Here is a 15210-nt window from a genome sequence, read left to right as displayed (position 1 = left end):
ATAATTACTCATAAATTAATTATCATTTTAAAAAAAGTTAAATGTGGGTTTATTTTATAATAGAATCAAGTAATGCCATTCTAACAGGTACACCATTGAATGCCTGTTTAAAGTACATCGCATTATCTAACTGATCCACATTGAAATCTATTTCGTCAACTCTTGGAAGTGGATGCATAACTATCGTATCAGTATTTTCCAAATTCTTTTTATTTATCGTATATTGACCTTTTACTTTCATGTATTCCTTATGATCAGGGAATCTTTCCTTCTGAATTCTGGTCATATAAATAACGTCAACATTGTCAATATTCTCAATTAATGATGATTCAATACTGAATTTGCAGTTTAATTTTTTCAAGTCATCCAATATCTCATCAGGCATTCTAAGTTGATCCGGAGATATGAAAATTATCTCAACGTTATACATCGCAAGGGCATATACTAAACTATGAACAGTTCTACCATATTTCAAATCACCAACAATGGCAATTTTGATATCATTCAGTTTACCTAATGATTTTTTAATGGTATATAAGTCAAGCAATGTCTGGCTTGGATGCTGACCGGCACCATCACCGGCGTTAACAACAGGAACATCCACATTATCTGCTACAAACCTGGCAGCCCCTTCCATGTCATGTCTTAATACAAGTGCATCGGAGTACTGTGATACTATCTGTGCGGTATCATATAATACCTCACCCTTTTGAACGCTTGTTCCCTGTTTCTGATTAAATCCAACAACATCACCACCCAATCTTTTCATAGCAGTTTCAAATGATAATCTTGTACGTGTTGATGGCTCATAGAACATAACACCCAATAGTTTTCCCTCTTTCAAATGGCTTACTTTTTGACTTTTAGCTATAGGTTCCATGTCCTCGGCCAAATTTAATATATAGTCAACATCACTTTTCTTAAAATCTCTGATTGATATAATATCTTTCAAATTAAAACTCATAATAACACAACCTTCTATGTTTATATCTTTCTTGCAAATGTAATATAACCCGTATGACCAGCCATTCTACTGTTAGGTCTTGTTCTGCCCTTTTTGATTTCCAATTCTCTTACATTACCTTCTCTTATTTTAATATCCTTAAATCCTGCCCTTTCCAATTCCTTAAACACCCTTTGGAACTGTTCGACATATGGGGTGTAAACGGCAATAAAAGAGCCGACCTTTAAAATTCTATATGCATCCTTAATGACTTCATGAGGACTTGGCAGATCCAGAAATACCAAATCAATGCTTTCATCCTCTTCATTAAATCCTTCAGTTACATCCTGATGATTTAATGTTATATTATCAAAATCAGTTCCGTCAATGTTTTCCCGTATTATCTTAACGAAGTCCTCCCTTATTTCATAGCTGTAGACATGTCCTTCCGGTCCGACTATATTTGCAAAAAACAATAAGCTACTACCTGCACCTGTTCCTGATTCAACAATTTTTGATGAGTAACCAACCCCTGTAAATCCCACAATCAATCCCAAGTCCTGTGGTAACAATATTGAACAGTTTCTTTTCATCAAGTCAATATAATCATTGATGTTTGGATTAATAACCCTATACTTCTTACCCATATGCGTTTGGAGTACGTCTCCCACATCAGCATTGACTATATCCTCTTTAGGTATTACTCCCTTTTCACAATGAAATTCCTCATCCTGAATTATGTATTTTCTATTTTTTTTATCTATAATCATCTTCATGCTATGACCTACTAATAAATTTATTCTTTAAATTTTTAATACTTTATTCATTAAATTCTTTTTGTGATATTTCGATGATACTCTTTGCAGTCTTTTCACCTATGCCTTCAACTTCTTTCAGCTCTTTCTTATTGGCGTTTATCATATTCTTTATGCTTTTAAAGTGTCTTAGCAAATTCTTGGCATTGACAGGTCCTATTGATGGGAAGCTTTCCACGATAAACAATTGCTGTTCCGGAAGCATAACCGGTTTGGTACTTGTTCTTACACTGACCTCTTTTTTAGAATCTTTGTCCTGCTGACGCAGAGCTATTCTTTTTAACATGAATGCAGTGTCCGTCTCATTCTGTGTCTGTATTACAGGAATCTTAAAGTCTATTGTTATAGCCGCCAATGCACCTCTGATTGCGTTTGGATGTAGGAATGTATGATAAATGTTTTCTCCCTCTATTATCATTAACGGATGATTGCAATTTGATACTAATTCCTTTGCCTGCTGGTATAATCGTTTATCCGTTATTGATTTTGAGAAGTCCTCAACAGTCTTTCTTTCTATTATTATGTCATCGGTTATCTGATAGTCACCTACACCCATATTCTTTACACGGATTTCACATTTAATCTTATCCAATTCCCTCATCATGTTTGAATTCTTTTCCCTGTAGTCAACATAGATTACAACTTCAGCGTCATCTTCTGTTGTAAATTCCTGCTTGTATGGAGTCACGTCCTCTTTATCTGCAACATGATTTTCAAGTGTAATATTATTTTTTCTGTATGAATTGTATACATTGTTTTTCATTGCCCGTTCTTTTCTTTGACTGGACCAGTAGTATGATTCATCAAGAGTACCCTTAGTCATCAGGATGAACATTTCACCCTCATGTTTACGTCCGGTTCTACCCTTTCTTTGTATCATCCTGATTTCCGACGGTACTGGTTCATATAATATGACATAGTCTACCGATGGTATGTCTATACCTTCCTCTGCTACACTGGTTGATATCAATACGTTATAATCCTCATGTTTGAATGCTTCAATAGTTTCTATCTGCTTTTTCTGGCTTAATCCCTTATCATTATCATGGGAAGCCTGACCATAGAAACGTAATGATTTAATATCATTTTCCTTACAGTATTCATGTATCGTTTTTGTCGTATCTCTGAATTGACTGAAGACTATTATCTTGTTTGTCTTGTCCTCTTTCATTATCTGATTTATCAGTTGGATTAATCTGATTATCTTTGGATGGTCTTTGCCCTCATCGATATAACGACGGACCAGCATAACAGCCTTATTAAATTTGAAATCATTTTTAAGTGATCTTGAAGCCTTCGTCTTTTTCTTTTCAAGTCTTTTAAAGTAATTATTTAATGTTTTCAATGTTTGGGTCTCAAGAAGCTCTTTTGAATGCATTATATTAATTACTTCTGTTAAAAGTGAAATACCTGTAAAATATTCTTTTTTAGGCATGCTTTCTGATGCAATTTTCTGCTGAAGTCTTGACTGCTCTACTAGTATTTCCCTTTTGGATGGCTTTGCAATGGAATCTATTATGCCTAACTTTTTTAGCGTTTGTAATCTTAACTTAAGACTTTCATCCATTAACTTTTTAACTTCTTGTAATTCAGGCGTCAGTTTTACTTTAATCCATTTTGTCTCTATCTGGTTAAAGTATGGGGCAACATCAGGGTCATCTTCACTCTTGATTATTATCTCATTTACATAGATGTTGTGGGATACTTCCTTTATCTTCTTTTCTTCCCAGCCTGGAGAAGCTGTTAAACCTAAAATCAGCTGATTTTTTGCCTGTTGAACATATTTCTGTGCTAAATAAACATATGAATATGATCCTACCGCATGGTGACATTCATCGAATATTATTAACGATACATCCTTGAAGTCATATAATCTGGAGATGATGTCTGACTCTATTGTCTGTGGGGTTGCACATATTACCTGATTGTCATTCCATAACTGTTTTCTGTCGTTGGGCTTATCATTTCCTGTCAGGCTTACAACTGATGTGTTTAAAAAAGTTTTAAAGCTTTTTTCATGTTGTAATGTCAATGGTTTGCTCGGAGCTAAAATTAGTATTTTACTATTTTCATAGTTTTTTAATCTTTCAGCACTTATAAGTGCAGCTACAACAGTTTTTCCCATAGCTGTAGGTGCTATAATCATCGTATTTCCTTTTTTAAGCACACTCATAGCTAAATTTTGCTGATAGCGTCTGCCTTCTATAGTATTTTTGTTTATGTATTTATGTTCAATCCAGTTATTCATTATTAATTTCTTTGTTGTAAATACTTAATTAATTTGATGTTATGAAATTGCATACATATAAACAAATACAAACAAATGCAGGAAATATCATAATGAATTATAAAAATACTAAAATACAACAAGCACTGATAACGGAATAAAATATGATAAAATGTATTAAATGGAGTAAAAAATAAAATAGTACTAGTTTAACTTAAAAAAAAATAGAATCTGATACTAAAATAATAAAATAGCTTAAAAATACAAGTATGCATATATTCCTGGTTGTTGCATACTCATTTGTAAAATAAAAAAAGAATTGAATAGACTTATTCGTCTATATCGATTCCTGCTTTACCAACTAATCTACCTATGAATAAGGTTACTACAACTGCAACTATAGTTACAACAACAGCATAAATTAACATTCCTGTAACTGCAGAACCTGATTCTCCAATAACTTGTGTAATTAATGCTTCAATAGCTCCATTCCAAGCAGAACCAGCTACAAAAGCAAATGCAGTAGTCATAAGGACAGATATAGTTTTTAGAATTTCTTTATGTACTTCATCAGCCATATGCTTACCTCCCAAAATTGATATTTATAGATATATCTTTTATTACTTTTATATTTTGCATAATTTTAGAATAATTATTGTTTGATAATTTTATCAATTAAATTTTCGCATGTGTCATAGACAACATCCAATTTGCACATGTTTGGGACATAATTTGCAGCCTTTGCAGAATTTACTCCGATAACCTCATAGTCTAAATCCTCAACAGGTGCAACAACCATACATGTATCAGATACTATCCTTCCACCTGCTTCTTCAATAATGTCAAGGTATCCGCATTGCTGTGCTATTGATTTGATGGCCTTTGATGTACATATCCATAAATCCTTGGATAATTTTTTACCTTTAAGAAGTTTTGCAACCTTCTGTATTTCGGTGATGGATGCATGAGGACAACCTAGACAAACCAGGTCAGGTGTCTTATCGGTAGTGGTCAACTGTTCAATGTTGTCCTTGATGATTTTTTCATCAACTTCAAATACTTCCAGTTCATCAAAGTTATCATGATTTTTGGCAAACTCATATTCAGGGGTAATGTTTTCTGCATGATACATGCTCACTGCACCACTGGATGCAAGTGCTGCACCTAATAATTTAAGGTTATTTCTGCCCGGATTATTGTTTAATTTAAAGTATGGTTTTTTATCATTGACAATTTGACCTACATAATAGCCCAATGCACCGATTTCAGATTCATTCTTAAAATCATAATCTACATTAAATATCATGTCCGCCTTACGGTTATCCTTGATATGATTGGAGTAATATGGTGTTCTGCCTACTATAGCGGCAAGAAGTGCACTTGGTCCACCTTCACGGTTTGTTCGTGCACCAATAACACTATTGGCGTAACATACTGCGGATGATTCACTCCATGCTATATGATCGTTTAACATAGGTGTATTTCCTATAAGGTATGGTGTACATGTACAGGTGCTCATAACTCCTATGCTTTCATATCCTTTTATAATTTCAATCTGTTTTTTAGTAAATTCTTCACTAAAGCCCAGTTCCTTCCAGTTTTCAATGTCTACACCTGCAGGGTTTAGCATACATTCAAGGCAGATATCAGCCTTTTTTCCTAAATCCACTACAAAATCAAGACCTGCATCTCCAATTGTCTTATAGCTTACTCCTGATACCTGAGCTGATGTAATCGGAATCATTTTTTCAGCATCATAAATCTTTCCTAAACTTACAAGAATTTCCATACACTCTGCTTTAGCTTCTCCATATTCACCATTTATCATATCTTCTTCATACTTAGTAAGTTGCATAATAATCACTTGTTATTGTTTTATTTGATATTCAACCATTTCATTAACCAGGTTAATGAAATTATCCATCTGGTCAAATGGTATAGTTGCACCGGCGGCTATGTTATGACCTCCACCTGAACCGTTAAAGTTATTTGATGCTTGGTTCATTATTTGACCTAAATTAACTCCCTTGTTGACCATATTGTCAGTAGTTCTGGATGAAACTTTAACTAAATTATCCATTTTCATCAAGCTTAGAATAGGCTTATCCGGCAGTATACCCAATTCAATACCTATGCTGCTAACGGCACTTGCCACCTGCTTTTGCTGTTTGTCCTCTGTGTAGATGTATTGAATATGACTTTTTTCAACACTTCCTTCACGCTTAATCCACTCAATACCCTTTTGCATGGTATTTGCATAATCGGATAGTAACCTAAGTGCATAATCCATCTGATTATACTTGGACAATTCAATACTTATGGCAGCGGTATACTCCTTGTTCTTACCGCAAGCGTTTAATAAATTAGAGTATTCTTCAATATTTGATAGTTCTTTCCTTATGTTGGGAATATGGTACACTTTGCCATAGATGTCCTCGTTGATATTGGTTAATTCACTCTTAAGTTTATCATATTCATCCTGTGATAATTGACTTAACAGTTTATCCCTAGGAATATTCAAATTATCTAAAAATTCACCACACTTGTCCATATCACCTGATAATTCATTTAAAACAGGCGTATATGTATAACAAAGAGATTTCTGTAAATTCTGACTATTAGCATATGCCAATTTCAAGTCATCCTTAACAGTCATCGTATCATGTTCGACGGCTTCATCTAAAATAAGTTTATTAATACCTGTTGGACCATTCTTAAATTGCATATCACCATATGCACCTGTTAGTGCAAGACCGGCTAATTCATAATATTCAAAGCCATGTACCGATAAGTAGGATAGTCCTGAACCACTAACATCCTTGGTTCCATCTATGTTAAAAATATGCGGATTTACATGAATCATAGTATTATTCTCGGATTCTATCTCATAGTCACCACCATCAGGAACCTGATGATGATCTGCTACTACAACATCACCCTTTAACTTTGATATACTATCTAAGCATCCACTACCCATATCTGAGAAAATAAATAATTTATACCTTGACTTAGTAAGTTCCTTAACGTTACTGTTTCTAAGACGTGGTAATATCGTAACATGGAATCTACCACCTGCCTTTGTAATGGCATTAGCCAGTATTCCGGCAGATGTCAGTCCATCAGCATCATTGTGAGAGATAATTCTCACAACGTGCTGTTTTTCAATATGTGATCTTATAAGATCACAAGCATCATCAGCCCTATTTAACAAGGAGTGCTGCTGTTTTTGGATCATATCTCCATCCTTCAGGAAGAACATTGTTTTTGGTGTAGTATTTTACAAGTCTTCTGATTTTAGATTCAATTTTCATTAAACCTCTTCTTGAGTGAAGATCTTTAGGGTTTTCTTCCATGTGTTCTCTTATGTTTACAGCTCTTTTAATTAAGTTAAGCAAGTCTTCAGGATATTCGAAGTCTTCACCATTTCTTTTTAATATGTCTGTAATTTTTTCTCCAACTACTACTTTTGTACTTGGAATACCATATTGGTCTCTTAATGTAATACCTATTTGACTGGTACTTTGTCCTTCTTTGTATAATTTTGTAATGATTTCTTCAATTTCTTCAGGGCTTTGTTCTACCCAATTTGGTGCTTCTGCCATGTTTTTTATCTCCATTAGTTTATTTGAGTATTTTATATTATACATTAAAAAATCAGTTTAAATAACCTTATTAGCATATAATATAACAATTTATTCTATTTTAAACGTTCTATCTATCAGAATACCATTTGGCAAACTTCTCCATTGATATTCTTCTATGTGAACATTCATTCTTTTCATCAGTAGTAAGCTCTCCGAATGTCTTATCGTATTTTTTGACATAGAAGAGTGGATCATATGCAAATCCATTGTTACCTTTTTCTTCTGATAAAATTTCTCCAGAAACAGTGCCTAAAAAAGTCTCGGGTTCACAATTGGGTGCACAATAACCAATACATGACCTGAATTCGGCGTATCTGTCCTGTTTGTCTTCAAGTAATTTTATTATACCCTTATTTGTTATAGTATCCTGGACATATGATGAATATGTACCTGGAAAATCATTAAGGGCACGTATAAATAGGCCAGTATCATCTACTATAACCGGTTTATCAAGTAAGTCAGCAACATACTTTGCTCCATATGCCGCAACCTCTTCAATTGAACCTTGAATCTCCGGATAACCTGGATTTTCATGGTCAACTTCTATACCGAATTTTTCGAAAATACCTCTTGCCTCTTTAACTTTATGTTCGTTACCAGTAATAAATGTTACCCTCATATCAATCATATGTATATATGTATATTGTAGTAAAAAAATTTTTCTTTTAAAAAATATTTAAAGTAAATTACATTTTAGATAATATTGCTAATACGTGGATGAGATATTATAAATTAAAAAAAAGGTTATGTGGGAGGGTTATTGTGGATAAATCTTATCCGAATACTTTTGCTGTTAATTCTTCAAGTTTTGCAAGGTATTCCTCTGGGGTAATTCCATTTAAGTAAGCATACAATACGCTACCACCAGCACCTACTCCTTCTTTAACTGAACCCTGTGCAAAACTGGCAAGTCCTGGGTTTGATGAATTTTCCATTTTAGGATCAGCTGCATACACTGCCACATCAGCTATCTGATTGACAATATCCAATATGTTTGATGTTTCATCGTTAGCTACATATACTGTTGTTGCTATTGCAATATTTGAGAAGTCAAAGTCTGGTTTTATTGATTTGATAACTGCTAATACCGCTGTCATCTGAGTACCACCTGCAAGGGTAACAGGTACACTACTGCCTATTGCCATACCAGCTGCTGCTATGATTGTAGGATCTCCGGCAATTTCCACAGCTTTAAATGCATCATCTTTCAAGTCTCCAGCCTTGACATTATTTTTTTCCAATGCCGCATTTACAACGCTTGTTTTTAGTTCATGAGGATTATGAATCATACATCCACTTACTTTTCCTTCCACGTCATAACCAAGTGCCGTTAATACTCCCTGTGCTGTAGTTGTACCTGCCGGTGTTGATTCACCAATCATTAAATGATCTGCTATTTGTGATAGGAATCTACCGCATTCAACCGCGTTGTCAAAGATTTCCTTTGGATTTGGAACACCTTTTCCTTCCCTTAAGTCTCCACCAGGCTGACCGTTTAAGCTGATGTATGATGTTTTAGGTTCTACTTCTAGACCTGCACTAACTGCTACAAATGGCATATTCAATAGTTCATATGTTGTTTTTGTCAATAGACCAGGTGTTGGTGCTGGTACTTCATCTGATTCTGTTATTGCAATTTCCGGAAGACTTAAAGCTTCATTTCTCAGCATTAACTCCACGTCTAATGCCGGAGTGTATGGTGTCATTTCAGGTGATCCACCTGCTCCGCTTATTCCCTCGATTTTTGATACCGCTGTGTTACCAAGTACACATGCAAATAACATGTTCTCTGATTTTTCAAGTTCTTTTAGTACTTTGTCTGATCCGAATATTTTTACGTTGTCTACCATTTTTATTTCCTCTAATTATTTTTACTAAGTATAATAATAAATATTGCTTTTTAATATAATATACTTATGAAGAAAATTTTAAGATTTTTTTATAAATATTAACTTTTTTAAAGAGAATTTGATAACATGGTGAATCTATGATTTGTTTAGGTATTGAAGGAACGGCTGAAAAAACAGGTATTGGTATAGTGGATAGTGACGGAAATATATTGGCCACATGTGGCGACCAACTATATCCGGAAGTAGGTGGCATTCATCCAAGGGATGCTGCTAACTTTCACGCAGAACACATAGTTCCACTAATAAATGATGCATTAGATGAGTCTGGTCTGTCATTGGATGATATTGATTTAATATCCTTCTCCAAAGGACCCGGACTGGGACCGGCATTACGTACCGTGGCAACAGCCGCTAGAAGTTTATCTCAACATATTAACGTACCATTGATAGGTGTAAATCACTGTATAGGACACGTTGAAATAGGTAAGTTAACAACTGGGGCAGTAAATCCGGTGACATTATATACCAGTGGAGGAAATACTCAAATAATCAGCTACGAGGCTGGCAGATATAGAATAATAGGTGAAACATTGGACATAGCCATAGGAAACTGCCTTGACCAATTTTCAAGAAGCATAGGACTGGGTCATCCTGGAGGTCCAATAGTAGAAAAGCACGCAGAAAAAACCGATGAATCAGTAGAACTGCCCTATGTAGTTAAGGGGATGGATCTGTCATTTTCAGGAATATTAACCAGTGCTATCAACAAGTATAACCAGGGAGTGGACTTGGATGTAGTATGTAACAGTTTTCAAGAAACATGTTTTTCAATGCTGTGTGAGGTAACCGAAAGGGCTCTCAGCTATACAAACAAAAACGAGGTCTTACTGTGTGGTGGAGTAGCCGCTAACAGGAAGCTACGAAGTATGCTTGAAGTAATGTGTGATGAACACTACGTTGATTTCTACATGCCGCCTATGAAGTACTGTGGTGATAACGGGTCTATGATAGCAAGGCTAGGACTGCTTGCATATACAGATGAATTATCCGGTATAGAAAACAGTTATATCAATCCAAAGTATAGGACAGACCAAGTTAACGTAACCTGGATTAAGGATATTCCAACAACCAGCATAACCTTACCCAAAAACATATCATTCAAGGGAGCAGAAGCAGACATACTGGATGCTATGTGGGATGATAAGGAAGTCATAATCAAACATAGACTAAAGAAGAATTACAGAAACAGTAAACTGGATGATAAATTAAGACTTGAAAGAACCAAAAAGGAAGCCAAGTTAATATCCGATTCCAAAGAGCTTGGAGTAAAAACACCATATATCTATTCCATCGATTTGGAAAACAAGTCTATAATAGAAGAAAAAATCAACGCAACTAAGCTGCATGATGTAATAATAAACGCCGATGATAAGAACAATTTACAGAAATTATTTAACTTGATAGGCAAGGACGTTTCAAAATTACATGATGGAGAAATAATACATGGGGACTTAACAACAGAAAATATATTGATTGACAATAAAAAGCCAGTATTTATCGATTTTGGACTGGGAAGGTATAGTAATCTCATAGAGGATAAGGGAACTGACCTGTTGGTATTTAAGAAGTCACTCACAACAATAGTGCCTGACTATTATGAGGAATTGTTCAATTACTTCATTGAAGGCTATGATAATAATGACGTATTTAAAAAAATAGAAGAAATAGAATCAAGGGGCAGATATCTTTAGAACATCTGCCCATAACAATCAGTGCTATAGATAACACCACGTATTTTTCTTTTATATATGAAGGATGCGACATTGTTGGAGTTTAAGTAATCCGGTCAACACACGTATCCTGTTTATTATTTCATTTTTTTTAACTTTGTTGCTTCTTTTTTTATTCCATGACATAGATTATATGTATTTTTTGTGTTGCTTCATTCTTTCATCGTGTATTGGCCTTTAATGCTTTTATAATATTGTATTGTCTATATCCGGAAGTGTACTTGTTGGATTAAAATTGTGGATTGGACTTGGCACTCTTTATTTATACTTCTTTTTGCGTATTTGGTGTATGTATTCTGATTTTAGATTTCTGATTATTCGTAAATGTTTATTTTTGATTATATTTAAGATATTTTAAGAGTTATTATCATTGCATTTTTTTGTCTATCAGCTATTTTCATTGATATTTTAGTGTATATTCCTAATTTTTTTGAAAGCAATCCCAAAGCATCCTTATAAAATCCTCTGCATTCTATTAATTCACAATTGCATTTTTTTGCAAATTCTTTTGGATTTTTTATATAAAAATACATTAAAGCCGATTTGTTACCTGTTCTTTTGACATAAATGTTTGAGTATTTTATTCCGAATTTGTTTGTTGCATCAAATACCAGTTCTGCTTTTTCAAAAATACTTTTAATATTTTCGATGAAAGATAGTATGTCCTTTTCATGGAAGTACTGGAAAACTCCCGAGGCTATCATTAGTGTTGGAATGCTTGTATCTAATTCATTACACCATTCTAGTTCAAATAAGTCTCCTTTTATGTATTTTTCGTTTTCACCTGCTTTAATGTATTTTTGTCTCAGGTCAATCACTTCAGGCAAATCGACTTCATAAAACAATGAGTCTTTTCTGTTGAGTCTAAAATATGATGTTTCAAGACCTACTCCTAAATTGACGATATTACATTTTTCATGTTTATCTATGAAATTTTGTGTTATTTCGTCTAAATTATAATTTCTTGAAACAGAAGCCATCAATGTATATTCGGATGATTTTTTTTCAATAGAGCTGTTTTTTATTAAATATTCCATTTCCAACGCTTTTTTATCATAAAAATATTCTGGAAATCTTTTTGAAATATTAATTCTTGCCGTCAGTGGTATAAACAGTGTATCTTCTACACCTTCATAATTATTCATCTTTTCACTTCCTTGCCACTACTGTCATCCATTGCAGGAATTTATCTGAAAATGATGCTTTATCATAGTCATCATCTACAATTTTTTCAATACCGTTTGATTTAATTATCTCTTTTTTGTTCTTTCCATCCCTTAAATAAACAGTAATTTCAGCATAGTTGTTATTTTCTAGAAAAGTTGTGATTTCTTTATCATTATATGTCTCCATATCTATGAAATTTTTCCAGAATTTCATTATGAAATTATCTGATCCGTTTGTTTCCAGTCCGATTAAAAATGTTCCTCCCGGTTTCAGGATTCTTTTTACTTCACCAAAGCATTTTTCGATATTTGGCCAGAAATAAACTGTTTCAAATGCCGTGACTATATCAAATGTATTGTCTTCAAAGGGTAGTTTTTCAACATTTCCCTCAATGATTTCTACTTTTTGTTCTTCAATGAATTTTTCATTTACTTTTTTGGATAGTTTAACGCTTTCTATACTGTAATCTATACCATAAACTTTTTTGGCATCTTTTGCCATTCTATTTATGTTTATTCCACCACCACAACCGATATCTAATATTATATCATCTGATTTTATGTTTAAGTGCTTTAGTCCCCATAGTGAAACGGGGGTGTGTTCTTTGTTCATTGATTTTAGTTGTATGTTTCCAAGTTTTCCTTGTGGTTTACGCATGTTGTCAAAAAATCCCATTGTATCACCTTTGTATAGTTGTTTTCATGTTTTTTTAGTAGTTTGATATAATTATCTGCTTCATAACCTTTATGGGAAAATAATTGTATTTTGCTGTAATTTTATTTATTATTTTTTCAATATGAATATTTTTAGGTGTGACTAAATTTATACTTTTTCTTTTTTTAGAACTTTTTTCCGAAAGAAGAAACTCTTTTTAAAATAGCATCACCAACACTTTGAATGAAAAATATTGAAAATAAACGTCACATCCACATGCCAGAAAGACAAGAAAAAATACAAATACAAAATGTGTATGCAGAACCAAGATTCGCACACAAAAAATCAAACATCACTAAACTATGGAGACTATAAAACTGATGAACTTGTCTTTCAATCCAATAGAAAAGAACTAGAACACGTCATCAAGGTTAATTCAACGAAGATTAAATACATATATCTTAATCATCTGAGGGGTAACTTAAAAGTGTGTGACTTGAATATTAAGGCGATTGTATTGATTGGGGGAACAATTGTATATTGGGGGGTACACTATTAAATTTGATATTGCTTTTTGTGGGAACGTTCTTGTTTTGTGGGTTCAAAAGGGGTGTATGTTTTGTGGGAACAGTTGTTTGTTGGGGGTACATTATTAAATTTGATGTTGCTTTTTGTGGGAACGGTCTTGTTTTGTGGGTTCAAAAGGGGTGTATGTTTTGTGGGAACAATGTTATTTGGGTGTACACATTATTTAAAAGTGTTTCAGGTAAAATGCTTGTATAGGTCTTAAAGATTTATTCAGATGCAATGATGATATATTACAAATGGAAACTATTATAATATATAGTGACTTCACGATGCTACCATGATGGTAAATACATAATCTTGGAAACTAAAAGAAAAACTAGTAATATGACAATAAGTGTCTACAATTGAAAAATAAAAGAAAAGAAAATAAGAGTCAAAGAATAATTATGTTCTATACCTATAATTGTGTACACTCTCTATACTATTATTGAGAATATCACTGTTAATATACCAACAATCCAACAGTAAAATGCAAAGATGTTTAAGCTCCAACCTTTAATCATTTTCATAAGTAACTTTATTGCAAGATATCCGAATATCACAGAGGATAAGAATCCTGCAATTAGCACGATAAATGAAACGTCAATAGTTGCAATATCCTTTATCTGTAAAACACCAGCACCTAAAACTGCAGGTATTGATAATAGGAAACTGTAACGGGCAGCATATTCCCTTTCTAATCCCAGACATAAACCGGATGAAATTGTAGCTCCTGATCTTGATATACCCGGTAAAACAGCTAAACCTTGACAAATACCAATAATTATTGCTTGAACAAAGGACATTCTATCTTCTTTTATTGTACCATGTCTTTGTCTTTCTGAGTAATATAACAGAAGTCCTGTAATTATCAGGAATATACCTACAAATAATGTTCCTCTAAAAATGCTTTCTATAGCATCCTTCAGGAATAATCCAATAAATGCTGTTGGAATACTACCGACGATGATTAGCCACGAAAACCTTTTTTGTGGAGACTTCTTCAATCCTCCTATAAACTTATCCACACCTTCTGATAAATCTATTAAACTCAATATAAATCCCTTAATAAGATCAATTATATCCTTCCAGAAGAATGTGAATATGGCAATCAATGTACCGATATGTAACACGGTATCAAATGCTAAGGTTGTTTCAACTCCAAGTAATGCCGGTACTATTACCAAATGTCCCGAACTACTTATCGGTAAAAATTCAGCCAATCCCTGAACAGCACCCAAAATGATAGCTGAAAGTAAATCTAACAAAAAAATCACCTCTTAATCTGTTTGCAATATAAGATTATAGTCACATGTTTTTTTTATCTATTAAATAATGCTCTATACTATAATATTTTCTAAACAATATATAACTGTTTTGAATTATTAAATCCTGTTGTGAATTTTTTTATTGTTTGTTTTTGGCAATAGAAAATGATACTAACTACAACAAAGATATATGACAAATTTCAAAGGCTAATTCCATCCGAAATCAGGAAACATTATACTTTGATAAAATCATGTCATAAAAGGGTCTATTAATGAATCTGATAA

Annotated in this window: 14 protein-coding genes; 2 read left to right on the top strand and 12 right to left on the bottom strand. The window is 33.4% G+C overall.

All coding sequences use genetic code 11. The annotated features are described in order from the left end of the window. Window positions 1–49 precede the first annotated feature (49 nt). The 9 genes from pyrB to cobT form a co-directional block, all read right to left on the bottom strand. Window positions 50–964 (bottom strand): aspartate carbamoyltransferase, encoded by a 915-nt coding sequence (pyrB, locus tag AW729_RS07410; RefSeq protein WP_112124512.1) that lies wholly within the window; start codon window positions 962–964, stop codon window positions 50–52. Window positions 965–984: 20 nt separating this feature from the next. Beyond that, window positions 985–1719 (bottom strand): tRNA (adenine-N1)-methyltransferase, encoded by a 735-nt coding sequence (locus tag AW729_RS07405; protein ID WP_112124511.1) that lies wholly within the window; start codon window positions 1717–1719, stop codon window positions 985–987. 43 nt (window positions 1720–1762) lie between these two features. Continuing rightward, the gene (locus AW729_RS07400; RefSeq protein WP_112124510.1) at window positions 1763–4006 is read right to left on the bottom strand and encodes a DEAD/DEAH box helicase; all 2244 of its coding nucleotides are present in this window, start codon (window positions 4004–4006) and stop codon (window positions 1763–1765) included. Between the two features lie 308 nt (window positions 4007–4314). After that, entirely contained in the window at window positions 4315–4563 is a 249-nt protein-coding gene (locus AW729_RS07395; protein WP_112124509.1) for a DUF5654 family protein, read from the bottom strand. Window positions 4564–4637: 74 nt separating this feature from the next. Continuing rightward, a complete protein-coding gene (locus AW729_RS07390) occupies window positions 4638–5840 on the bottom strand; it encodes an aconitase X catalytic domain-containing protein (RefSeq protein ID WP_335645348.1) in 1203 nt (400 codons plus the stop codon). Between the two features lie 12 nt (window positions 5841–5852). After that, the gene (locus AW729_RS07385) at window positions 5853–7220 is read right to left on the bottom strand and encodes a DHH family phosphoesterase (protein WP_112124507.1); all 1368 of its coding nucleotides are present in this window, start codon (window positions 7218–7220) and stop codon (window positions 5853–5855) included. Further along, window positions 7186–7587 carry a 30S ribosomal protein S15 gene (locus tag AW729_RS07380; RefSeq protein WP_112124506.1) on the bottom strand — a complete coding sequence of 134 codons (402 nt, stop codon included), beginning with the start codon at window positions 7585–7587 and terminating at the stop codon, window positions 7186–7188. Before AW729_RS07380 ends, AW729_RS07385 begins: the two co-directional genes overlap by 35 nt. Before the next feature lie 109 nt (window positions 7588–7696). Continuing rightward, complete coding sequence (locus tag AW729_RS07375; protein ID WP_112124505.1) at window positions 7697–8248, bottom strand: XTP/dITP diphosphatase; 552 nt, start codon at window positions 8246–8248, stop codon at window positions 7697–7699. 154 nt (window positions 8249–8402) lie between these two features. Further along, on the bottom strand, window positions 8403–9479 hold the full coding sequence (gene cobT, locus AW729_RS07370) for a nicotinate mononucleotide-dependent phosphoribosyltransferase CobT (protein ID WP_112124504.1): 1077 nt from the start codon (window positions 9477–9479) through the stop codon (window positions 8403–8405). Window positions 9480–9616: 137 nt separating this feature from the next. Here cobT and AW729_RS07365 point away from each other — a divergent pair, with 137 nt between their 5' ends. Then, a complete protein-coding gene (locus tag AW729_RS07365) occupies window positions 9617–11230 on the top strand; it encodes a bifunctional N(6)-L-threonylcarbamoyladenine synthase/serine/threonine protein kinase (protein ID WP_112124503.1) in 1614 nt (537 codons plus the stop codon). Between the two features lie 383 nt (window positions 11231–11613). On the opposite strand, the gene AW729_RS07360 is transcribed toward AW729_RS07365, so the two are convergent. Together AW729_RS07360 and AW729_RS07355 are read right to left on the bottom strand one after the other, a co-directional pair. Continuing rightward, window positions 11614–12414, bottom strand: a complete 801-nt coding sequence (locus AW729_RS07360) for a class I SAM-dependent methyltransferase (RefSeq protein WP_112124502.1) — start codon at window positions 12412–12414, stop codon at window positions 11614–11616. 4 nt (window positions 12415–12418) lie between these two features. Next, window positions 12419–13111 (bottom strand): class I SAM-dependent methyltransferase, encoded by a 693-nt coding sequence (locus AW729_RS07355; RefSeq protein WP_112124501.1) that lies wholly within the window; start codon window positions 13109–13111, stop codon window positions 12419–12421. A gap of 232 nt (window positions 13112–13343) precedes the next feature. On the opposite strand from AW729_RS07355, the gene AW729_RS11295 reads away from it, so the two are divergent. After that, the gene (locus AW729_RS11295; protein WP_162685843.1) at window positions 13344–13649 is read left to right on the top strand and encodes a hypothetical protein; all 306 of its coding nucleotides are present in this window, start codon (window positions 13344–13346) and stop codon (window positions 13647–13649) included. Between the two features lie 445 nt (window positions 13650–14094). Here AW729_RS11295 and AW729_RS07345 read toward each other — a convergent pair whose 3' ends face one another. Continuing rightward, on the bottom strand, window positions 14095–14934 hold the full coding sequence (locus AW729_RS07345; RefSeq protein WP_335645347.1) for an undecaprenyl-diphosphate phosphatase: 840 nt from the start codon (window positions 14932–14934) through the stop codon (window positions 14095–14097). Window positions 14935–15210 lie beyond the last annotated feature (276 nt).

The sequence above is a fragment of the Methanosphaera sp. BMS genome, from assembly GCF_003268005.1.
Classification (GTDB): Archaea; Methanobacteriota; Methanobacteria; order Methanobacteriales; family Methanobacteriaceae; genus Methanosphaera.
Note: the sequence above shows the minus strand (reverse complement) of the source record. Positions and strands in the feature narration are given on the sequence as shown.